Source organism: Natrialba hulunbeirensis JCM 10989, assembly GCF_000337575.1.
Classification (GTDB): Archaea; Halobacteriota; Halobacteria; order Halobacteriales; family Natrialbaceae; genus Natrialba; species Natrialba hulunbeirensis.
Genome location: NZ_AOIM01000020.1, coordinates 1 through 23149 on the forward strand (window position 1 = coordinate 1; position 23149 = coordinate 23149).

Below are 23149 nucleotides of genomic sequence, written 5' to 3' on the forward strand. Positions count from 1 at the left end.
GATCGTGACGCGATATGGACCCACTGGGATTTGAACCCAGGGCATCCTCCTTGCAAAGGAGGCACTCTCCCACTGAGCTATGGGCCCACTCATCGGATCCAAACGGACTCGATGAGAGAAATGTGAGCTTCGACAGTTCAAAGGTGCCCGTTCGGTTCTGCGGGTGGGTGGTGTAACCGAACGTGGACTGAAAGGTGGGCCAGGCGCGACGGCCTGGTCCCGATCTGTGGAGGNTCGTGCGCCACCATCTCCGAAGAGATCGTGACGCGATATGGACCCACTGGGATTTGAACCCAGGGCATCCTCCTTGCAAAGGAGGCACTCTCCCACTGAGCTATGGGCCCACCCCTCCAATCTGGAGGGAACGAGGCGTTAGCCTTGGTAGTTCAAAGGTGCCCGTTCGGTTCGGCGGGTGGGTGGTGTAACCGAACGTGGACTGAAAGGTGGGCCAGGCGCGACGGCCTGGTCCCGATCTGTGGAGGTGATCCAGCCGCAGATTCCCCTACGGCTACCTTGTTACGACTTAAGCCCCCTTGCGGAGCCCAGATTCGACCCGGAAACCGAGCCTCATCCGGACCCCACTCGGGTGCTTTGACGGGCGGTGTGTGCAAGGAGCAGGGACGTATTCACCGCGCCCTTCTGAGGCGCGATTACTACCGAATCCAGCTTCATGAGGGCGAGTTTCAGCCCTCAATCCGAACTACGACCAAGTTTCGGAGATTAGCGTCGCCTTTCGGCGTTGCATCCCACTGTCTTGGCCATTGTAGCCCGCGTGTCGCCCAGCACATTCGGGGCATACTGACCTACCGTTGCCCGTTCCTTCCTCCAGTTTGGCACTGGCAGTCCTCCTAATGTACCCAACCACCACAAGGGGGTTGCTGGCAATTAGGAGTGCGGGTCTCGCTCGTTGCCTGACTTAACAGGACGCCTCACGGTACGAGCTGACGGCGGCCATGCACCTCCTCTCAATGGCTCAGGTAAGCTCATCACACTGACCGTCACTGCACATTGTCGATGCTGGTGAGATGTCCGGCGTTGAGTCCAATTAAACCGCAGGCTCCTCCGGTTGTAGTGCTCCCCCGCCAATTCCTTTAAGTTTCATCCTTGCGGACGTACTTCCCAGGCGGTCTGCTTCACGGCTTCCCTACGGCACAACACAGGCTCGTAGCCTGTGTCACACCTAGCAGACATCGTTTACAGCTCGGACTACCCGGGTATCTAATCCGGTTCGTGACCCGAGCTTTCGTCCCTCCCCGTCGGATCCGTCTTCCAGAGGCGCTTTCGCCACCGGTGGTCCGTCCAGGATTACGGGATTTCACTCCTACCCCAGACGTACCCCTCTGGTCTTCCGGTCCCAAGCCACACAGTTTCCACCGGACGCCTCTCCGTTAAGCGGAGAGATTTCCCGATAGACTTGCGCGGCCAGCTACGGACGCTTTAGGCCCAATAACAGCGGTCATCACTCGTGCTGCCGGTATTACCGCGGCGGCTGGCACCGGTCTTGCCCAGCACTTATTCCGCGACCACCTTACGGTCGCAAAAAGCGAGGACTATATGCCCTCGCACTTGGAGTCCCCTTATCGCACTGGCGTGCAGTGTAAAGGTTTCGCGCCTGCTGCGCCCCGTAGGGCCCGGTATCTTGTCTCAGATACCGTCTCCGGGCTCTTGCTCTCACAACCCGTACCGATTACTGGCACGGTGGGCCGTTACCCCACCGTCTACCTAATCGGCCGCAGCCACATCCTATGGCGCCGGGGCATTTCAGGCTCTCTCCACTCCAGGATGAGAGCCCTATTCCAGATTAGCCTCAGTTTCCCGAGGTTGTCTGGATCCATAGGGTAGTTTGGCCACGTGTTACTGAGCTATCTGCTACGAGTCTAAACTCGTACAACTAGCATGGCTAAATCGGACTCCAATAGCAATGACCTCCGGCAGGATCAACCGGAATGGTCTCCCCAGCNTGGCGGTGAATGCTATGTCTCGTGCACTCACACATGGGTCCACGTTCGGTGACCAACCACGATCGTGAACCGATCGGGCGTCACCGAACTGTCGAAGCTCACATCAGATCCCATCTGTACGGCGGACCGCAGGGGTGAGATCCTCATCTTCCGTCTACTATATTGTAGTGCCCGACCACTACTTAAGGCCTACGAACTGGACCGTCACAGACAGGGAGTACCACGCGTGGCAGAATAGAACAGTGTTCAATGAAAGAGCCGGTCAAGAACGCAGTCGTGGTAATACAGTTTGGTGGACGCCACTATGAAACGGGTAGCAATCTCCGTTACAGGGGCAACTTTCTCTCCAAATAGGTGAGGAGGGGTTGGCGATGGTGTACATCTAGTTGATACGCACCCGTGTATAGGTAGACAGATGAAACGACCGTAGTCAGACAGCGTTCAATGTTCAGCGATCTGCGAAAGTCGGCAACTGGCACAGGGTAGGGAAAGATACAATTTAGAACAGAATCGCATCAAGTGAGGAGTCAAACGGCGAATAGCCAGAAAGGACTAGAGGCTACAGAAAATCTGTGTAGATAGCATAGCTAGAGAGAGCCGCCAAGAAAATAACAATCAGTTAGAGGGTGTGTAGCAGCGCGAACGTGAGCTGCAGGTAATCGATGAACGGAGTAACAGTAACGCTACAAAAAGGCGGAGTTGGAAAGACGACAGTCGCAATCAATCTCGCAGAGCGATTCGCAGCAGCAGGAAACGATGTACTTCTAGTTGATGTTGATCCCCAAGGGAGTGCCACCGATGGCGTTGGCTGTAACGACGCGTATACGACGGACACATATCTGAAACACGTACTTGACGAGGACGATCCAACGACACCAACAGACGTAATCAGAACTGTCTGTGGGCCGAATCAGTTCGATCTCGTTCCGTCGAATAGGAAACTCCAGCGCGTTAGTCACGAACTCTATGAAGCCGACAACGGCGAGGCAGCGTTCTACCGACATATCGTTGCTCCACTCGAGTCGACCTACGATTGGGTGGTCTTCGATGCGCCGCCAACGATCGGGCCGGTATCGAACGCTGCGGTGGTTGCGACGCGGCAGGTGGTGGTTCCGATGCAGTTGTCGAAGCCAAGCGCTGATGCGCTCGTCCGGACAGTAACGAATCAGCTGTTCGCCCTGAATGGACGGCTCTCAGAATCTGACCCCGTCGAAATTCTCGCGATTGTGCCAAACCGGGTGAAAGGAGACAATGAGGAGAAACACGTGTTGAACGCACTCGAGGACAGCCAGTTCGAGTCGTATCTACCATCGTTTGCGAGAACAACTGCATACGAGTCACCGGGGCCCGGGCCAGGAATTCGTGAGCGGGTTGCCTTCCGACGGTCGTATCGAGAGGGAGTTCCACTTGCAGCCTACGATTCGTCCGCAGATATGCTCAAGCGGTTTGCTGCGCTGGCAGCGATGATCGAGGATGAGGCCCGAGAATCGATTTGAGAGGGATCGATCAACCAGAGATGCGTATCGAGGGCCAGACTAGTATCGAGGGCCAGCAGCGGTACAGAGTGAGGGAGGGAGATCAGGGGCAGAAAGGAGGCGAGAAGCACGAAAGCGAGAGGTGTGAAAGGGGATAATATGAGAGTGGGAGACACGAAAGCGAAAATGCTGTGAGTATGAACGAGACAACAGGCGAGAGCACTAAATACGCTGGTGTCCTGAAATGGGGTAATGGAGAAGGGGAACAACCAACGGAAAGTTGCAGCGATGTGCGATGGTTGTGGAACAGCCTATGCGGCGATTGAACGGGATGGCGGTACAATACAGCCGATTGGGCATCCGAATGGTTGCTGTGATGGAGCAGGAATGACAGTGTTATCAGACAGAGAAAGTGGCGGAGAAATTGTCGGGAAGCCAGATTCAGAAACGCAGTAAACAGAGATCAGAACTCGAGCACAGAACCGACATGCAGTAAATCGAGGGCTATAGTAACAGCTGCAACTATTTGCATACTGATCGCACGACTGCTGGGCGATCAGATGCGCACTGATTTCCAGTGGCTACCATCGTTCGTTGACCGAAAACGCAAGACTGCAGCTAGTCCTACATCGTGGGAACACCCACGAGGCCTATAGTCCTACACTGAGAAAGACGAGCAGAGAAGAATATGTGTGCTGTTCGTGTTGAAACACTTCCCGCTGCTAACAGAGTATCTGCGGTCAGGATTTGCGGGTGTCTCCATAGGCACGATCACAGCCATGCCACTGCCGCCGTCTACGAACTAGACCAGTCACGTCTCGTTGTGAGAACGGGCGACCTCCGGCAGCACCCTCAACAGGTGGCCCAATGAGGTGGGTCAGCCCCGTTCAGCGGCTACAGCGTTCTCAGAGAGGTCAGACGTGTAAAACCCTTCAAAGGTTTCAGAGGACGGAGTCCCCACAGAAATGACAAAAAAGCACGTATCGTGGGATCGGCTCTGTCTGATCCCATCAGCAAACGATCGAGAGACGACAGCGTTCGAGATGGATCACGAATCATCGTCGGCCGACGACACTCCCGATGAAGAGCAACCACCTGTCGAAACCGTACTGCGGACCCTCGATGATGGCACCTGTCGACAGATACTGACGGCCCTCGACGAACCGAAAGCAGCAACTGCGCTCTGTGAGGAGTGTGACGTACCCAGTTCGACGATGTACCGCAAGTTAGATCTCCTTCGCGAGGCAGCACTCGTCGAGGAATACACTGAAGTTCGACGTGATGGTCCAAACGCGACCCTGTACGAGCGAAACTTCGCGACGATTTCCGTCGGAATCGACGATACAGACGAGTTTACCGTGCAGGTGAAACGGCCGGCAGAACAGCCGGAAGATCGCATGGCGACCTTCTGGACGGAAATGAAACGAGAATCATGACGGAGCTACTGACGACACTACTCGCTGTCGTCAAACTCACGGTCCTCATACTGGGAGGAATCGTTGCGCTGCTCGCATATCGAGCCTACGTTCGGACCCGAATCGATGGGTTACAGTACTTTTCGATCGGGTTCGTGATTATCACAGTCGGGACGTTCCTGGTCGGGTTCTTGCATCACATCGTCGGAATCTCAGTTACAGCGGGAATGCTACTGGAGAGTCTGATTATCTGCAGTGGGTTTCTGGTGATGATCTACGCGTTGTACGGATACTGAACGTACTACCATACAGAACGTGCTACCATACAGAACGTGCTACCGTAGTTTGGAACACGTGCAACCAGAACACTCTGCTGCAGTTACCACCTCCTTCACAGAACCGGTTCTGTGGGCGAACCGGTTGTCCCACCACGTGGGACCCCACAGCGACTCCTTATTCACATAATACCGAGAGATGATCGATGAGCGAAACGCTCTCGGATCGATATGCGGATGCAGTTATTTCGTATCGGCGATTACTCATCGTCTTCGTACTCCTGCTGACCGCCATCGTAGCAGCCGGCATCGTACTGGGTACTGACCCTGTCGATGACGATGGTGACCAGTTTGATATTGAGTCACCGGAGACAGCAGCACTCGAGGAGATCGAGGAAACCTATGCAGCTGACACACAGCCGGTCACCCAGGTCGTCGTTCGAGACGATGGTGGTGACGTCCTCACCCGCGAGTCGTTACTCGAGGGACTCCGATTTCAACAAGAGATCCGAGAGATAGAGTCGATTAATCAGACCCTCGACGAAAACGGCGCAGTCGGCCTCGAAAACGCCGTCGCGACGGTCGCCGTCTTCGAAGATCGCGCAGCCGATGCAAACGGCGCCCACGATACCAGCGAGCCGACACTCGAGGAGCAACGCCAGGCACTCGAGTCCCGGTCTGCTGAAGAAGTCGAAGCGTTGCTGGAGAGCGTGTTGGAGCCGGACCAGGAGTTGCGGGGCGGCGACGATCCGTACGCGTTCCTTCCGACCTCGTACGAACCCGGTTCTGTCGAGTCTGAATCCCGACTCGTGTTGTTGTTCCACGAGGAGGACGATGAGACAGGTGACGGACCGAGCGGGACAGGTGACGGGACGAGTGACGACGAAACGGCAACCGCTGTCGCCGACGCACAGCTAGCGATCGAATCGGTGTTCGAGGATCGCTTCGACGATGGCTTCGTCTTCGGTGAGGGGATCACCGACGCCGCGAGTGCGAGCGCGGTCGGCGATAGTTTCGTGATCATCACGCCCGTTGCGTTCGTGTTGGTGTTGTTCGTCCTCGCAGTCACGTATCGTGATCTCGTCGATGTGCTCATCGGATTCCTCGGAATCGGAGTCGTGATGGCCTGGATCGGTGGGGTTCAGGGCTGGCTCGCGATACCCGGCGATTCGATGCTTATTGCCGTGCCGTTCTTGCTGATCGGGTTGTCCATCGACTACTCGTTACACGTCGTGATGCGGTACCGGGAAGCGAGAGGTGGTGGGGCTGCACAGAGTACGGCTGCGACGGGGAACGTTGCAACGACCACAGCCGCTGACGGCATGCGCCGCGGATTCGGCGGCGTCGTCCTCGCCCTCGCTGCCGCGACGGTCTCGACCGGCGTTGGGTTCTTTTCGAACGTCGTCAGTCCATTGCCCGCCATCCAGAACTTCGCAGTGTTGAGCGCGAGCGGCATTCTCGCGACGTTCATCGCCTTCGGTGCGTTCGTGCCCGCAGTGAAAACCGAGATCGACGAGCAACTCGAGAGGCGGTTCGACTGGACGCGTGCGAAGCAACCGTTCGGGATGGACGCCGGCATCGTTCACGGTGCACTCGAGCGCATCGTCTCACTCGTTCGAACGGCCCCGGTCGGCGTGATTGTCGTTGCGTTCTTGCTCGCGAGTGCGGGAGCGTACGGCGCGACGGGGTTGGATACGGAGTTCAACCAGGCCGACTTTCTCCCGGAAGACGCACCAGAGTGGGCGAAAGCGCTTCCCGGACCGCTTGCTCCGGACACCTACACGGTGAGCGACGATCTATCGTACCTCGGGGAACACTTCGCAGACCACGGCCCGGACTCACAGTCACAGATACTGATACAGGGTGATGTGACCGACCCAGAAACACTGACCGCGATACAGAACACCACTGCGACCGTTGGCGGTGTGAGTGCGAGTGAAGCTGAAGGTGGGGTTGGGGGTGAGCGTGGTGAAAACAGCCTACACGCGACCACGACAATCGACATTCGTGCCGACGGGACGGCGGCGATCGATGGACCACAGGCGCTCATCGAGTCGCTCAGCGCGGAGAACGAGACGGTTGCAACCGAACTCGAACAGCGAGACACGACCGGAAACGGACTCCCCGATGAGGACGTCGCTGGTTTCTACGACATACTGTTCGATGCAGACGAAGAAGCGGCCGAATCGGTACTCTACCGGACAGATGACGGTGAATACGAGTCAGCACGACTGGTCCTCTCCGTTCGCGGCGATGCCGCATCACAGAGCGTCGCATCGGATACGAAGGCTGTCGCAGAGGCGATCTCGAGTTCGGTTCCCGTAACGGCAACTGCAACCGGCGGCATTGTGACGACTGCCGTTGTTCAGGATGCGCTCCTCGAGACGCTCGTTCAGGCGTTCACGATCACCGTCGTCGTAATCCTCGTCTTCCTGACGCTCCTCTACTGTGTTCGCTACCGAGCACCATCGCTTGGCGTACTCACACTTGCACCGGTTGTCGCGGCACTGGCATGGCTCCTCGGTGCGATGGCACTTCTCGACGTCCCGTTCAACACCGAGACGGTCGTGATGACGAGCCTCGCGATCGGTCTCGGTGTCGACTACAGCATTCACGTCAGCGAACGATTCGTCGACGAGCACGCGAACGGGACACCGCTATCCGAAGCAGTGACGGCGACGATCACCGGGACAGGCGGTGCCCTCCTGGGAAGTGCAGCGACGACAGCGGCCGGATTCGGCGTTCTCGCACTTTCACTCGCACCGCCGCTTCGCCGGTTCGGACTCGTCACTGGCCTCAGCATCATCTTCGCGCTGATCGCGTGTCTGACGGTCTTGCCGTGTTTGCTCGTGCTTCGAGCGCGACTCCTCGAGACACTCGAACGCAGAGAACGTGAGGAGCAACAACTGTGAAAAGTGAGAGTCTGAACGTGAGAGTGACCAAAACGGCATTCACAGGTGAAAAGTGGGTGTACTCGAGTTCCAGTCTCAAAGTGGGGAAACGACTGGAACCGATGACAGCGACCGGAACACGAACACACCGGGTTTCCGGTGAATACCGGGCCCTAAGAAGGGTCACTCCGTTCATTCACCAGTTCGGTAACACTCGCTTTTGGGTTGAACATCGATGTCGCTTTTGAGTTGTACATCTATGATCGGTACGTTGGGTGAAACCTCGTTAATCGGTACGTCAAGTGAAGCCTCGTTAGTTCCGGCTGCGAGACTGTAGAGTGCCGGGTGCGATACTGCAGATAGTCCGACACATCATTGAAGTGACTCGTCTCACCTGGGAGATGCATCATAATTAGGTTCTGCAGACGTTGCTACCCTAATTCTGCAGACGGTACTACCCTAAAGACAGGCACACCGGGTTTCCGGTGAAAGAACCAGCGAGTTTCCGTTGGGGTGTTGAGATAACCGAATGTTGAGATACCCGAAGATAGAGGAGAAGAAGGAAAGACTGGCGATGGTGGGAAGGAGGAGTGGTGCTACAGAAACGGAGATAAAAGAAAGGGGTGGTGATAGGACAGACACACCAGACACACACACCGGATTTCCGGTGAAATGGACTGAGGTTCTCCGATTCTCTCTTGTATTTTCCTGTTTCTCTCAAAAGTTGATGGTGAAGAATAGATAGATATATACCATAGACAGGAGTAAAGTCCATTGATTCGGTCGCAAACACATATTGCGACATTGTCGCATAAAGCAGTCTTGTTCCAACGGAACTGCTCCACATCAGTTCCCCGTCCACTTCTGCACTCTATAAACTTGGGATCTCCTCTACGATTTTCTGAAGTAACACAAATCTCGGTTGACCGCTCTTCAAATTCTGTTCCTGCTTATCATTGCCACTCTCCTGCTATTTTGAACCCTGCTCTTCAACTTCGCACCCTGTGTTACACTCTCGGCTGTGACTAATGCTGCACTCCTCGGCTGTGACTGATGCTGCACTCTCGCCTGTTACCAACTTACCTTCTCCCACCTAACCTTCTACTACTCCCGCTTCCACTACCTCCGCTTCCACTGCACCCACCACACCATTTCACCCCATTTCACCGGAAACCCGGTGTGTGTGTGCCAACCCAAATTCAGCCATCATCCTTCGCCTCGTTCCTGCATACTAGATCTCACTCTCGTTTGTGTGTGCTCACGAGTAGTTACTCGAGTACCGTCACTCTGCGAGTATCGTCTCTTTGGATCCACCGAACTCGGTGCTTACGTGAGCTGTGCCACCGGGTCCTACAGGTGAGGTGCCTACTCGTTCTACGGCAGCTCTGCTATCAGGTGCACCGGCGTGATTTCCAGACGTATTGGCGTGATTCCCGGTGCCATCGGTGACGAAACGTTCAAGATGATTCACCGGAAACACGGTGTCCAAGGTATATGTCTGAGTCCGACGACCTCTTCATTCGGGAGGATCCGATCTTCGTCAACAAGGAACTCCTCGAGATCAGTCACCTTCCCGATGAGGGGCGGATCGTCGGCCGGGACGAAGAGATCGGGCAGCTCGCGAACGCGGTCAACCCTGCGATTTTCGGACAGAGTCCCAGTAACGTGCTCATCTACGGCAAGACTGGTACCGGAAAGTCGTTGTGCGCCAAATACGTCTCCCGACGTCTCGTCGATACGGCCGAAGAGGAAGGTGTCAGCGCGGTCTTTGCCTACGTCGACTGTGCACAGGACACGACCGAAACGCAGGCCGTCCAGACGATCGCGAGTTCGGTCAACACCGATGCAACTGAGATCTACATTCCAGATAAGGGGATCAGCACGGCAACCTACTACAAACGCCTCTGGCGTATTCTCAACAAGGAGTACGACGTCGCACTCATCATCCTCGACGAGATCGACAAACTCGAGGACGACGCGATTTTGATGCAACTCTCTCGCGCCGGCGAGGCAGGGAAGGTAACTGACTGCAAGATCGGTGTTATCGGCATCAGTAACAAGATCAAGTACAAGGATCGAATGGACGAGCGTGTTAAATCGAGCCTCTGTGAACGCGAGTTCGTCTTCCCGCCGTACAACGCGAGCCAGTTGAACAACATCATGGCGGCGCGTAATGATGCGTTTCGCGACGGTGTCCTCCAGGACGCGGTGATCCCGCGAGCGGCCGCACTCGCAGCGCGTGAGCACGGTGACGCACGAAAAGCAATCGACATTCTGCGCTACGCCGGCGAAATTGCACAGGCCGAGGGGGCGGCTACTGTTCGCGAGGAGTTCGTCGTTCAGGCTCGTGAACGCGCGGAAGTCGATCGGTTCCGTGAACTCATCCGTGGTTCGACGCCCCACTCCCGATACGTACTCCAGGCGTTGACGGTCCTCTCGCTCGAACACCGTCCCGACGGAGCGTACAGCGATTCCGCTGGCGAGAACGATGGCTTTCGAACGACACGGATCTACGACGTCTACGAACAGATCTGTCGCCAGGAAGGTGCCGACACACTGTCGCTTCGTCGCGTTCGTGACTTGCTCAAAGAACACGCGTTTCTGGATATCCTCGAGCAGTCGCGCCACAGCGGCGGGAGCGCGGAAGGAAGTTATACCGAGCACACGCTTCTTGAGGACCCGGAAGTTGTTCGAGACGTTTTAGCCGACACTGTCGAGTAGCACTCGCTCAGCAGTTGTGTTCCGCGAACACCTACCCCACTCCAACTATCGGCAGCCGACTGCAAGTCGGGTTATTCCACCGGAAACCTGGTGTCTTCCTATCGCCACTTTGACCGTGTGCCATCTCGTGTCCGTTCACCGGAAATGTGGTGTGGGTAGTCGTACGCCGAATCCGTTTTACCGGAAACCCGGTGTCCTGTCGCTCTGTATTCCCCTCGCAGCCGAGAATATCGCTTTTCCCTCGTGAACACACCCGGTTTCCGGTGAAAACGGATGGTAATTGCTCTCTCTGGTTGTTTTTCGTGGGCTATTAGATTCGAGATCGGTGCTTCGAACTGACTTGTTTTGAGTGAGGGACTCGAGTCCCTGTGGTCGCTGTGGCGGCTCCGATGACTGTTTCACCGGAAACCTAGTGTGGTCCGTGCTGCTGTGTGGAGTGTCTACTGCGTTGGGTGCCTGCTGTGTGGGTATCTGCTCTGTTAGGGTGCCTGCTGTGTGGAGGTATCTACTCTGTTAAGGTGTCTGCTGGGGGGTATCCACTGGGTCAGGTCCCTCTTGTGTCCGGGTGTCTGCTGTATTTAGAAGCTGATTGTGTCCGGAGCTACCGATCAGGACCGGAGAGAGTCGACAAGGGGAGGTGATCGACAAGGATAATTGGAACCCGACATAGATTCGCCAGCACCTGTGATTCTCTTCGTCAATCTCTGATTGTTAGAATCCCATCGTTTATTTTCACCTCGTTTGCGTCCGTCGGGATTCCGAATTCGAACTGTGCCTCATCGATGACGACGATTGCCGTTTCGCCGACGATGTCGAGCGTTGGTTGGCCGGCGACTTGTCCGAAGTCGACGGCGATAACCTGTTCTTCGTCGTACTGGCGGTTCGTGATCGTAATCTCGTCTTGTTCTCCTGCTGCTGCTTCTAGCTCTGGTGGTGTTTCCATACTCTGTGTTGGCGGGCAGCAATCGTAAGTACCGTGCACGAACATGCCACCTCGGTTCTGTGTCCGGTGGGGGGTTTTCGATCGGTTGTGCTCCTGTTCTGTCTCGCCGTTAGCATGGGACCTCTCGAGTAGTGACGGTTCGGCGGAACCTGGGTCTGTATTTGGCCCGGTGTTCGCAATACAGCGTTTGTGGCTCCGTCTGTTCAGTCACGATTGTGGCTCTATCTGTGCAATCTGTGCAATTACGGTTGTGACTTTGCCTGTCCAATTGCGACCGAAGAGATTAGCTGGAAAAGAGGGCGCTAAGCCCCCATCCTCACGGAGCGAGCGGGAGCGAGCGAGTAGGGCGGGGTAGTTCACAATAGACAGATCGATTCCCGACAATGACGGTATCCTACACTCCCAGAATCGCAACGAGTGGCTCTCCTGAGAGCAGAAGCAGGACGTTGTTCACGACGAACAACGTGTACAGCGCGACCATCGCTCCGATAAACTGGATATCCCGGGGATGTGAGAGGACGTGGCCGATTCCCATAATAATCACCGCATAGAGGCTCGCCGCCAGCGGAACACCTGCAAAGCCGAGATATTCGAAGAATAGGACTGTCACCGGATTGAGCTCGTTCGCATAGGGGACGACGAAAAACAATGTTGCAGCGACCATGTCGATAAACCATAACGAGAGAAAGGCGACTCGCAACGGTGGCGATTCTGGCGGATCGAGATTCAGTCGTCGAACTGTTTCAACTCCCATCTGTAGTTCTCCATTGGGAGGTACAGGAATTACGTGTTGACCTTGCCTACGCTACTGTGACTGTCTCACACGCCCGCTTTCGCCGCTTTTGTCTCCGTGGTTTCTCATTACCGTCGAGTCACGTTCTCTGCTATCAATCAGTTGTTACCTGCTCTGTCATGCAGGTATGTCGTTCTTGCATTGGTCTTGTTGCACCGAATACGGAACTGGGTCGAGACAGGGTTTCGGTGGGCAAATCCTCTTTCTCGCCGTTCTGTTTCCACTATATTTATTATATCTAGTTCCATACCGAATTGTATGTATGACCTAACTGGGTTCCAGCGTGACCTCCTGTACGTCGCTGCAGGACTTGATGAACCACACGGCCTCGCAATCAAAGAAGAACTCGAGAACTACTACGAGAGCGAAATCCACCACGGCCGACTCTACCCGAACCTGGATACGCTCGTCGACAAGGGACTCATCGAGAAGGGGACGGCTGACCGACGGACGAACGTCTACAGCGTTACGCGCCGCGGCCGTCGCGAACTCGAAGACCGACGTGACTGGGAGGAGCAGTACGTTTCTGAACTGGTCTGATCGGCTTACCGGTTCATAGCTGCTTGCACCCGTCAGCGCCCTCCCGTAGGGCATGCTTTCTTCTGCCCTTGCCAGCTAGTTCGCTGGGACCAGCCCGGTTTCGCCCTCCCGTAGGGCAATTTGTCCCGTGACTGCCGTCACGACTGTATCCGTTTTCGGAATTTGAGGGGCTCAGTTGTGTCGATGGTAGCCGTGATCGCGGAACTGAGGTTGCCGATTTATGCTTTTCACGCGCGTTCTCATCTGTATGGACGGCTCTACCAACGACCACGACACTGACACTGGCCACAACCATAACAACGACCACGACACTGACACCGGCCATAACCACAACAACGACCACAACGACCACGACCACAATCACCACTCCACCAACAATCACGACACCAGTCCTGAACCCGACCGTGATCACATCCTCGTTCCCCTCGACGCAACACCACTCCTCGAGGACACCCTCTCGTATGCGTTCGACCACCACCCGAACGCACGCCTTACCGTTCTCCACGTCGCAACTGTCCCCACAGATGCACCACTCGAGTTCAGTGGTGAGCAGTCAGCGTGGCACGACAACTCCGAGGCGGTCTTCGAGCGGGCGGCCGCTCTCGCAGCGGAGCGCGATCGGTCGATCGAAACGACAGTCACCTTTGGCCAGCCAGCACGAGCGATACTCGAGTACGAACGAGATGAGGCAGTCGATGGGATCGTTCTGGGGAGTCACGGTCGCTCGCGCGTTGAGAAGTTGCTTCTCGGGAGTGTTGCAAATACGGTGTCACGGCGTGCGTCTGTTCCGGTGACGATTGTTCGGTGATTGGTTGCTGTTCCCCTGATGTTCACTTGGCGACCGATGGTCCTGTTCCCCTGTCGTTCGCTTGGCGACCGGTGGCCCTGTTGAAACTGCACTGCTGTGCACTGCTGGGTATACGAGTGTATCACCGGGCAGTAGTGGCATCCCGCCGAAGCTATAGTAACAACTGCAACTAGTTCCACACTGATCGTACTTCCGCGGTTCTCGCTCATTTCACTCGTCCATTTCACTCGTCCATTTCACTCGCTCCGAACCGAGCTGCTATCGCACAATCGGGTGTACATTGTCTTGCAGCGGCTACTATACGGTTTAGCTGAGTTATCCCGTATTACTGTCTTTCTGGACACTGACCCGGCGTGAACGCCATTGGTAACTAAGTGCGGCTACGTCTGCAATACGGATACCAATGCCCGAGCGGACAACGATCGGTGTTCTGGCGGATCCGTTCCTCTACGAGTGGCAGGTTCGTGCGATCGACCGGGTCCAGACACAGACCGACGCAGAAATTTCGGTCGTGGTCACGAACGCCGAGAAAAAAGACTGTACAGCAGAGTCGTGGAACGACTCTCGATTCGAAGCCGCAGATGTACGACGATTCGTCGACGTTGTTCGCCAGGAGCAGGCGTGGGCACTGGTCCTCGCCGAACGGGCGTTTGCGAGACGGCTTGGGGATGACCAGCATCTCTGGTATCGCCACTCGATCGATGCAATCGATCAACTCGAGGACGCAGACCACCTCGAGTGTGAGCCCCACCGTGACGGGAGCTGGTACGAGTTTCCCGACGACGTTGTGTCACGACTCGCTGAGGAGTGCGATGTATTGGTCCTCTTTGGGTTCGGTCTCTTGAAGGGGGCGGTTCTCACCGCAACTGAACACGGCATTCTGAGCTTTCCCCCCGCCGATATCCGTTCGTACCGTGGGATGGGGCCACCACCGATCTTCCACGACGGCCAGTCGATGGCCGGTTCGACACTGCAGCGACTCACCGAGTCAATCGACGGTGGAGAGGTCATCGCGTACGACGAGGTCGATATCAGTGACTGTCACACGCTCTGGGATGTCTTCGACCGACTCGTCTCACTCCAGATCCAGTTGTTGCCGGACGGCATCGAACGGGTGTGTGACCCAGCGTTTGAGCCGACTACCGTTCCTGACGACCAGCTCGGCGCGTTTTACCCGCGGTCGATGCGCCGCAGCCCGTCGTTTGCCGGCCGGATTCTCGCGAAAAACGTTACTGGTCGCATCCGTCGACAGGTTCGCACGCGTGTATCACTCCCAGCCATTGACCGGGCGAAGCCGGTTCGCCGATAACCATCGACTTGCAAATAACCGAGACTACGCCGTTCTGGCTACAGCGGGCAGTGTGAACGAAAACGTCGCCCCGTCGCCCGGCTCCGACTCGACCCAGATCTCTCCGCCGTGGCGTTCGACGATCCGCTGACACAGCGCAAGGCCGATCCCGGTTCCCTCGTACTCGTGGCGACTGTGTAGCCGGTCGAAGACGGTGAACACGCGCTCTTGATCGTCGTGGTCGATCCCGATTCCGTTGTCCGTAACCGAGAGCACCCACTCTCCACCGCGTCGTCTCGAGTCGATCTCTATCTGTGGCTCCTGCTCGCCACTGTAGGTTATCGCGTTCGACAGCAGATTCTGGAAGACCTGTCGGAGCTGACTGGCGTCACCCTCGACTCGCGGGAGGTGCCCGGTCGAAATCTTGGCACCACGTTCCTCGATACACAGCTGCAGGTCCTCGCGTACGTCGTCGATGACCGGCCCCAGATCGATTGGTTCGATGGGATTCCCTCGCGTTTCGACCCGTGAGTACGTCAGGAGGCCGTCGATCATCCCACGCATCCGGTCTGCCCCGTTGACAGCGTACGCGAGGAACTCCTCGCCGTCATCGTCGAACTCGTCACCGTACCGGCTTTCGAGTAGCTGCAGGTAACTGGTGACCATCCGCAGCGGTTCCTGCAGGTCGTGGCTGGCCGCGTAGGCGAACTGTTCGAGGCGCTCGTTCGACTCCTCGAGTGCGTGTTCGCGCTGGCGTTGGTCGAGTTCGTAGGCGACCCACTGCGTCATGAGCTCGTGGAAGGTCCGCTCGGCATCGGTGAACGGCTGCTCTCGTGGGTCCGAACTGACGAAGAAGAACGTCCGATCGGCGCTGTTCTCGAGTTCGATCCGTGCGCCGAGATAGGCCTCGACGCCGACCGTCTCGTGTGCGATCGTCCCTTCGACGCCGGCGTTTTGCGGTGTGGTGACGCCGATTGTGGTTTCGGTGTCGGTCGTGAGTTTGCAGTAGGTTTCGGCGAGTGGGATCGCCGTGCCCGGTGAGAGCTGTTCGTGGTCGTCGCTTGCGGCCTCGATTTCGATCGTTTCCGTCGTCGGATCGATTCGTGAGAGCGCACCGAACTCGAGATCGAACCGGTCACAGCCGAGTTCGAACAGCGACTGCAGTTTCTCTTCGAACGAGCGGTTGGGGTCGCCGGTGATCTGATTCTGGCGCTCGAGGTACTGCTGGTTCTCGTGCAGTCTATTGTTCGCTTTGGTGCGATCGAGCAGCGTTCCCATCATCCGGTCGTTCTCTCGTTTGAGCTGCTCGGGGCCGAAGAACTCCTCGGGTGGCGTATAGTAGAAATTCTTGCAGGCGATGTCGTCGTAGACGATGTGGGGGTGTGTCTTGAGTACCTTCTGGATGGTGTCCGCTGGGAACTGTGCCCGGTGGTACTGGCAGAGCGCGATCATGTCCGTCTCTGGCAGGAGCCGATTGAGCTTGTTCTCGTAGTCGATGAGTTCGGTATGTGGGCAGCCGCCGTCGGTTGCCCAACTCATCTCTCCCGTGATGCGGAGCCCGTCGTACTCACTCGTTGCGTCGTCGATAAGGCCGGTGAGGAGGTCGACCATGTCGTCGGCGTCGAACGCCCCGTTTCGAAGGTAGGACTCCTCGGCAGTCCATACCGTTAGCGCACCCGTCTCGCGTGCAGTGTCGGTTTCGACGCCTGCCTCACGCAGTCGGCCGAGAATCTCGTCCCGGTCGGTTTCGTCGACGATGTAGAGACACTTCTCGCCGCGCTCGAGTCCTCGTTTGATGAACGGCAGCGCTGTCTCGAACTGCTCGTCGGCAGACTCATAGATGAGAGCGAGGTGATCGTGTGAGCCGTGGTGTTCGTGTTGCCCACAGCTCTCGAGTTGCTGTGGTTTTGGGTCTGCTATCGGATTCGCTGTCGGCTGTCGTGTGCTGCGTTCTCGTTCGAAACCGAGACTGTCATCAACACGTTGTGTCGGATAACTCATAGTGGATGATAGGTGGGTTCGGGCCCGACATTCGCACGGTAGCACTGGGTGCGAAAGATCAGTACACGAGTCGGTGCATAGCTTCTCGCGCCGATGGCGACGGATTCGGTGACCGACCCGACAGCGTCACTATCGACACCGTACCAGACACAGCGGAATAAGAGCGCGGGTTGTCCGAGGATCGAAGTGTGTGAAAGATAGAGTATGAGGGCTGTAATCCTCTTTTTCGTTACTTTCACTCCGACCTCCACTCTTCAGCTGCGGGAGGATGTCACCCTCAATTTCTTTTCTGACTCTTCCCTCCTTCCTTGGTTCCGACTCTCACATCCTTCCTTGGTTCCGCCCCACATCCCTTTCTTTTCCTTGCCTTCAGTTTCGTCCGCTCCCCACAGTGAACTCCCACTGTCAGTCGTCACCCCTTTTCTATCAGTCATCGAACTGCAGCGCTCGTGCAATCACTCATCCACACTGAGCAATCACTCATTCATCGAGATACGACTGTGCACGCTCGTCACTTACCTGCCGGAAATCCTCGTAATACTGTCCAACGGCGCTGAAATCTGCTGGCTGTTCGAGCGCGACAATCGCATCCACTGGCGCTTCGTTCTCGAGTACCTCGAGCGACCGCGGCGAGCCAACCGGCACTGCCAGGGTAACGGCCGTCGCGCCTGCGTCCGCGACCTGTCTGAGACACGCGATTGCCGTCGCACCGGTCGCTACTCCATCGTCGACGACGACCACCCGTTTCCCGTCGATTGCCGGAATCGACCCGTCACCGTCTCGATACTGGACCACTTTCTCGCGTGCGGCCTCGGCTTCGCGCGTCCGTTCACGGTCGATGTAGTCGTCTCCAACCCGCAACTGCTCGACGAGATCATCGTTGAGCCACAGGGTCCCGTCGCTAGCAACAGCACCGAGTGCCAGTTCCGGATTCCCAGGTGCGCCGATCTTCGATGCGACAACGACATCGAGTGTCGCTCCCAGTTCGTCTGCGACCGGCCGTGCGACCGGAAGCGCACCGCGTGGAATCCCGAGCACTACATCTGCCTCGATCCCTTCCGCCGCGAGGTGTGCTCCAAGCTGCTCGCCGGCGTCCGTTCGATCGGTGAACATCCCTCTTCCTCTCACGTTCCCTACGCGCCCACCCTGGTTGTATGTGTCTATCACTACCCACGTCAGTAACAGCCGCTGATACTGGATGGTGACAGCTCAGTGCTCGCTCTCCTGTGACTCTGTTTCCTCGAGTTCTGTGAGCACCCACTCGAGTGCATCTATCTTTCCGTCGAGGTGTTTCGATCGGGGATCGTAGTAGTCACAGGAGTCTCTCGTCCGGCGCAGTGCGGTCAGTCGGTCGCGAATCTCGTCGGGAGCGGGCATTGTATCCCGGATGGACCACAGCGAGGTGTATAAATCATTCACCGGTCGGAACCAGTCGATCTGGACAGTCTCTTGGTCTGAAACGGCGTATCTCGGTACGCTATTGGTGGATGGAGACCGTTTTCGACGGTGACTGTGAAACGAGACGGAACGGGTCGACGGTGACTGTCGAACGGGTCGGCGGTGACTGCGGAACGAGACGAAACGAGCGTATAGGCCAGTCCAGTCTGGGATGTTGTCTACAATTTATAGGAGTAGCGCCGCTCCACCGGCGTTCCAGTGTGCCAGCGTACGGTTCTGTTGAAATTGGCGTCCAAGACGTAATGCAGCACTGCAACCCGACAACTTCGTTTGTCATATCTCGGACGCGGTGACCTTTTGACCACTACACTGCGAATGGCCTACTCGCTGAATCTCCGGAACACAACACCTACTGAACGGTTGCCATGATCGCTTCTAGTTCGTCTTTTCGGAACGATGACGGTGCTGTTTCCGGAGTCGCTTCTTCCACAACACCGACCTTCCACAGGATCCCTGCCCTCATTTCTGCTTTCGGAGGGAGACGTCCGCTTGTTTCAACCTCATACCCCACTTCATCACAAACTGCAGCGAGGTCCTCTTTCGTGAACGCTGCCGATCCCTCTCGCTCAAATCGACCGACCGCTACCCTGATTTCATTTCGAAGTTCATCGACGGTTTGTGCCATACGTGCCACGACACACACGGACACTGTCTTTGTTCCGGTCAGACACTCGTGTATCGGCGGTGGTTTCGGACCCAAAGGAACAGTCTGTCTTGTTATCTGGATCGCAGGAGTTCCAACTCTCTCTAACAGTGATGGCTCAGGGCAGGGAAAACACGTAAGAAGCAGCGATCAATTCACTGCTGGTCGCCGAGAAGGCGTGCTGGATTCAACGGTGTCCTCTGGACAGTTCCCCGGTTTCTGGAAAAGAAGCGGAGTTAGCCCAGGACGTATCGAAGCCTTGGGAAGCGCTCGACGAGCGCCTGCCCGCCGACGTCGATCTGTTCGATGTAGCGGTCGAGGCCGAGGATCCGGCCGGCGCCGAAGGCCGCGATGGCCAGGAAGACGATGGCGTAGATCAGCGTGTAGTCGAACGCTGCGAGCCACTGGCCCTCCCAGCCGCCGAGGTAGAACATCGTCATCTGCATGGCCCCGCCCAGGGCGGCCAGGCGGACGAACGCGCCGGCGATCAGCGCGACACCGATCAGCACCTGGGTGACCGGGACGACGACGTTGATGATCTCGAGCAGGGCGACGTTGCCGGCCATCGCGGCGAAGAGGCCGCTGACAGGGCTAGCCGGGTCGACGCCGTGGAGCAAGAAGCCGCTGGCGTCGAACGCCTCACCGCTGATGAACGCTACCTTGCCGAGTCCGGCGAACAGTATCATTCCGCCCATCACGAACCGCAGGGCGACGATGAACCACGCTGACAGCGCGTGGGGTTTTCCTTCGAGCGTGATTCCCGCATACCGGCTTTCGAGTCTGTTTCGAGTAGTAGTGGACATGATCGATTGACCTCTTGTACTTGTACAGAGGGTCGGAATACGGGTGAGTGGTTTTCCTTTATTTGAGGGGTTGTTTATATAGTGGGGTCGCAGACCCCTCCCTTGACGACCGTTTTCGACGCTGGTTCCCGCGGGCTACTACTGGACGAACTGGATACATCCGTCCGGACACATCCAGTTGATGCCGACCGAGAGGGGATTGAGAGCGATCACTACCTCCGACACTGCTGCCACCTCCGACACTGACCTCCCTCCTCCGACACTGACCTCCCACTTCCGACACTGACCTGTGTCATATCGCGCTCCGCACTCGCGTGTTTCCGTCAACATCTCGGCCAGTCTCCCAACTCACCAACTCGCCAACTCGTTGCGAGTGTCCGGTGACACCTGCCGTCCTCGGTGACCTCTCTCAGTTCGTCGGTGGCGCTGGACCGACGACGACCGATCGAGCGACAGCCTTGCAAGTACCGAGACGCGCATCCACCCGCCATCGCGTGGCAGTGGTGGTCGTCGTGGGGTGTGAGTCTTCGCTGTGGAGAGTACACTCCTTCTCAGGGGGGTGTGAGCAACCCGGGGACAGCCTCACCTGTCGACAGCAGTTGTCGCCGGGCTAGCCTGTTTAGCGATCTCTGTTTCTGTTCCTGTCCCTGTCCCTTCCCCTGTTCCAGTTTCAATCCCAGTCCCTCTCCCTCTCCCTCTCCCTCTCCCTCTCCCTCTCCCTCTCCCTGTCACTGTCCTCTCGCCAGGACTTGCACCAAGACTCGCACCAGGAATCTCCGCATCCGCCATCAGAAGCACGCGGCGCTCGGTGTACTCGAGTCCGTTCTTGCGCTGGCGCGTTCGTTTGATTGCGAGCCGATGCTTCGAGAGATCGAGCAGGGCGTCGATCGTCCTGGAGACGAGTTTCTTCGCGTAGCTTTCGCTAATGCCCGTCTCTTGTCTGCGGATCCAGTGTTTCATCTCGCTTGCCGTGACGTATTCGCGAACGCCGGCACAGCCGTTCTCCCATGGGTTGTCGCCAACGCCTGGATCAACTCGTGCTTTCCAGAGCCGCGCCGCAAGTCGCGACGGCAGCGAGGAGACCGTCGCGTGGAGCATATCGTCGTCCATGGTCGCGAGTTGTTGAATCGGCAGGAGATCTCCGTGTGCGAGCGCGACGTTGCCGCCACGCCCGAGCGGATCATCGCTCTCTGGGAGTCGAAAGTATCGCCTGCCGTCGTCCTTGCAGATGCGCTCGAGGCGGCCATCGGCGACGTCGATCTCGGTTTCGTCGACGTGCGTTTCGAGTAGATGGGCACCCTTCTCGAGTTCGCGGGCCTGGAGTTCGGTGACGCGCTCTTTGTTTGCGGTGAGTTTCTTCGCGTGGGCGTCCAGTCGCGCCTCGACGGGTGTCTGTGCGTCTTCGAGGTCGTCGACGCGAGTCCGGAGCTGGTCGTTTGTCGTCCGTGCTCGGTCGAGTGCCGTCTCGAGCGTCTCGAGTCGTGTGTCTTTCTTCTCGAGTTCGGTCTCGAGAGTGGTCACCCGCTCGCGCAGGGTTTCGAGTTCGGCAGTCAGTGCTTGCAGTGCGTTTGAGTCGGGGTGCTGGGATTGGGTGCTCATGTCTGGTGTGGGGTGGGATCTGTCGTTGGTTGGTGGTGTGTCGCTGCGGGTCGGTGGTGTGCCGTCGGTCGGTGCTGTGTCGCTGAGACCTGGGGTGTGTCGTCGGTCGGTGCGACTGGGGCGCGGACCAGTCGGCGAAAAGGATGGTCGGGTCCGCAGAGGAGTGTTGGTACTGGCGGTTCCACTGCGGTTTGACGGTGCCACTGCAGTTTGGGGTACCACTGCGGCTTGGCGGTGTCACTGCGAGTTCGGTCGGTTCTGGCCCGGCAGTGGTCGCGGTGGCGATGGTGAGGTTGATTGGGTGGTTTCGATCACCCATCGTGCTCGCATCGGCCACCGTCAGCCAGCATCGCGTGTCGCCCATCTGGCGTAGCGTGTCGGTCGGCCGGCGAAGTGTGCCGTTCGTCCGGCGCGGTGTGTCGTTGGTCCGGTGCACCCGAACGCGTCGGGCAGTAGGCGCAGCGCTGGCCGGGGTAATACCGCTGGGCGAGGACCTTCGCAGCGTTGCAATCGGCGTAGACGCCGCCGACGTAGCAGTCGGGGTTCGTACAGCAGACTGTCTGGTTTCGCACGCGCTCGCCGATGACGCCGCAGGCGTGACACTCCAGCGAGGAGTACGATTCGGGGACTGTCGCGACCTCGAGGCGGTACTCGGCGGCCACGGCGCGGAGCCGGCGGTGGGCCGTGGGGAGCAGCCACGCGGTCCCACGGTGTGCGTCGGGGTCGGTCAGCCACGCCCAGAGATCGGGTTCGTGGTTGCTATCCTCGGTGACCAGGACGGGATCGTCGTAGGCGGTTGCGTACTCGCAGATCGTCCGCGCCGCGGCGTCGATCGTGGTGCGGATCGCGGCGTGGTGCGCTGTGATAGCCGAGACGATCGTGTCTCGATCGGCGTCGCTGGCAAGGTGGGCGGCGGTCTGTGCGCGGAGCTCGTCGAGGTGGGTACAGACGTCGTCGCCGCTGATCACGTACGCGCCGGTCCAGTCCGGCATCGTCACCGGACAGGCGGTGTAGAGGTTGTGTTCACCGATATCGACGCCGATTGCGGTGCGTTCGCTACGCATCGCGATCACTGTCCGTCGGCTCGAAGAGGAGTGCGTCGTCGCCCGCGACGAGGATCGTGTCGTAGTGGGTGGCAGGGTCGCGGGTGGGTATTGCGGCGGGGAACTCTGCCGGTGAGCGGGTGGCGGTGCGGTCTCTCGCCCGTTCAGTCGTGGTGTGACGCGGGTTTGTTTTTGCGGTGTCTGCGGCTGTGTGTTGATCGTGATCGGTAGCCGATGCTCGTGGCTCGTGAGCCCTACAGTTATGGGCTCGGGGGCTGTCTTTTCGCATGGGTCGTTCACTCCCTGTAGGGAGATGACCCGCCCCGACGTGCTGGTTCCACGTCGGACCTTTCAGGCCCGAAAGGGCAGGTCACTACTCTTGTTATCACGTAGTCTACTAATATTTTACTGTGAAACTCACAGCACCTCTATAGACAATCAATGTGTGTTTATGGGGTAGCATATACTCCGTATCACCATCTATCGATACTA

At 57.6% G+C, this 23149-nt stretch carries 18 protein-coding genes, 2 tRNA genes and 1 rRNA gene; 9 read left to right on the plus strand and 12 right to left on the minus strand.

The genetic code is table 11. From position 1 onward, the window contains the following. Positions 1-15 precede the first annotated feature (15 nt). The 3 genes from C483_RS07705 to C483_RS07715 all read right to left on the minus strand — a co-directional run bounded on the left by C483_RS07705 (position 16) and on the right by C483_RS07715 (position 1948). Positions 16-87, minus strand: a tRNA-Ala gene (locus C483_RS07705). Between the two features lie 185 nt (positions 88-272). Beyond that, positions 273-344: transfer RNA gene (locus C483_RS07710), tRNA-Ala, on the minus strand. A gap of 132 nt (positions 345-476) precedes the next feature. Continuing rightward, positions 477-1948, minus strand: a 16S ribosomal RNA gene (locus C483_RS07715). Between the two features lie 675 nt (positions 1949-2623). Here C483_RS07715 and C483_RS07720 point away from each other — a divergent pair. The 6 genes from C483_RS07720 (at position 2624) to C483_RS07740 (ending at position 10738) form a co-directional block, all read left to right on the plus strand. Beyond that, positions 2624-3457: a ParA family protein gene (locus C483_RS07720; RefSeq protein WP_006652792.1), complete on the plus strand. Its 834-nt coding sequence runs from the start codon at positions 2624-2626 to the stop codon at positions 3455-3457. A 944-nt stretch (positions 3458-4401) separates the two neighbouring features. Further along, positions 4402-4872, plus strand: a complete 471-nt coding sequence (locus tag C483_RS07725) for a winged helix-turn-helix domain-containing protein (RefSeq protein ID WP_006652793.1) — start codon at positions 4402-4404, stop codon at positions 4870-4872. Beyond that, entirely contained in the window at positions 4869-5147 is a 279-nt protein-coding gene (locus tag C483_RS07730; RefSeq protein ID WP_006652794.1) for a DUF7521 family protein, read from the plus strand. Before C483_RS07725 ends, C483_RS07730 begins: the two co-directional genes overlap by 4 nt. A gap of 185 nt (positions 5148-5332) precedes the next feature. Beyond that, positions 5333-8038: an efflux RND transporter permease subunit gene (locus tag C483_RS07735; RefSeq protein ID WP_006652795.1), complete on the plus strand. Its 2706-nt coding sequence runs from the start codon at positions 5333-5335 to the stop codon at positions 8036-8038. A 508-nt stretch (positions 8039-8546) separates the two neighbouring features. Continuing rightward, entirely contained in the window at positions 8547-8762 is a 216-nt protein-coding gene (locus C483_RS20210) for a hypothetical protein (RefSeq protein ID WP_160166251.1), read from the plus strand. Positions 8763-9511: 749 nt separating this feature from the next. Continuing rightward, positions 9512-10738 (plus strand): Cdc6/Cdc18 family protein, encoded by a 1227-nt coding sequence (locus C483_RS07740; protein ID WP_006652796.1) that lies wholly within the window; start codon positions 9512-9514, stop codon positions 10736-10738. 697 nt (positions 10739-11435) lie between these two features. Here the strand turns inward: C483_RS07740 and C483_RS07745 are convergent. Both C483_RS07745 and C483_RS07750 read right to left on the minus strand, forming a co-directional pair. Continuing rightward, positions 11436-11681 carry a DUF7127 family protein gene (locus tag C483_RS07745; protein ID WP_006652797.1) on the minus strand — a complete coding sequence of 82 codons (246 nt, stop codon included), beginning with the start codon at positions 11679-11681 and terminating at the stop codon, positions 11436-11438. Between the two features lie 394 nt (positions 11682-12075). Then, positions 12076-12435: a hypothetical protein gene (locus C483_RS07750; RefSeq protein WP_006652798.1), complete on the minus strand. Its 360-nt coding sequence runs from the start codon at positions 12433-12435 to the stop codon at positions 12076-12078. Positions 12436-12732: 297 nt separating this feature from the next. On the opposite strand from C483_RS07750, the gene C483_RS07755 reads away from it, so the two are divergent. From C483_RS07755 to C483_RS07765, 3 genes are all read left to right on the plus strand, one after another. Beyond that, positions 12733-13014, plus strand: a complete 282-nt coding sequence (locus tag C483_RS07755; RefSeq protein ID WP_006167184.1) for a PadR family transcriptional regulator — start codon at positions 12733-12735, stop codon at positions 13012-13014. Positions 13015-13261: 247 nt separating this feature from the next. Beyond that, complete coding sequence (locus C483_RS07760; RefSeq protein WP_049912494.1) at positions 13262-13822, plus strand: universal stress protein; 561 nt, start codon at positions 13262-13264, stop codon at positions 13820-13822. A 403-nt stretch (positions 13823-14225) separates the two neighbouring features. Further along, positions 14226-15131 carry a formyltransferase family protein gene (locus tag C483_RS07765; RefSeq protein WP_006652800.1) on the plus strand — a complete coding sequence of 302 codons (906 nt, stop codon included), beginning with the start codon at positions 14226-14228 and terminating at the stop codon, positions 15129-15131. A gap of 24 nt (positions 15132-15155) precedes the next feature. Here C483_RS07765 and C483_RS07770 read toward each other — a convergent pair whose 3' ends face one another. The 7 genes from C483_RS07770 to C483_RS07790 form a co-directional block, all read right to left on the minus strand. Further along, on the minus strand, positions 15156-17111 hold the full coding sequence (locus tag C483_RS07770; RefSeq protein ID WP_006652801.1) for an MEDS domain-containing protein: 1956 nt from the start codon (positions 17109-17111) through the stop codon (positions 15156-15158). 480 nt (positions 17112-17591) lie between these two features. Continuing rightward, positions 17592-18224, minus strand: a complete 633-nt coding sequence (locus C483_RS07775) for a phosphoribosyltransferase (RefSeq protein WP_006652802.1) — start codon at positions 18222-18224, stop codon at positions 17592-17594. 96 nt (positions 18225-18320) lie between these two features. After that, on the minus strand, positions 18321-18488 hold the full coding sequence (locus tag C483_RS20410; RefSeq protein ID WP_006652803.1) for a hypothetical protein: 168 nt from the start codon (positions 18486-18488) through the stop codon (positions 18321-18323). Between the two features lie 430 nt (positions 18489-18918). Continuing rightward, the gene (locus C483_RS19435; RefSeq protein WP_083860412.1) at positions 18919-19194 is read right to left on the minus strand and encodes a hypothetical protein; all 276 of its coding nucleotides are present in this window, start codon (positions 19192-19194) and stop codon (positions 18919-18921) included. A gap of 254 nt (positions 19195-19448) precedes the next feature. Next, on the minus strand, positions 19449-20015 hold the full coding sequence (locus tag C483_RS07780; RefSeq protein ID WP_006652804.1) for a DoxX family protein: 567 nt from the start codon (positions 20013-20015) through the stop codon (positions 19449-19451). A 582-nt stretch (positions 20016-20597) separates the two neighbouring features. After that, on the minus strand, positions 20598-21614 hold the full coding sequence (locus C483_RS07785) for a hypothetical protein (protein WP_006652805.1): 1017 nt from the start codon (positions 21612-21614) through the stop codon (positions 20598-20600). 311 nt (positions 21615-21925) lie between these two features. Next, complete coding sequence (locus C483_RS07790; protein ID WP_006652806.1) at positions 21926-22678, minus strand: zinc ribbon domain-containing protein; 753 nt, start codon at positions 22676-22678, stop codon at positions 21926-21928. Positions 22679-23149: the final 471 nt, after the last annotated feature.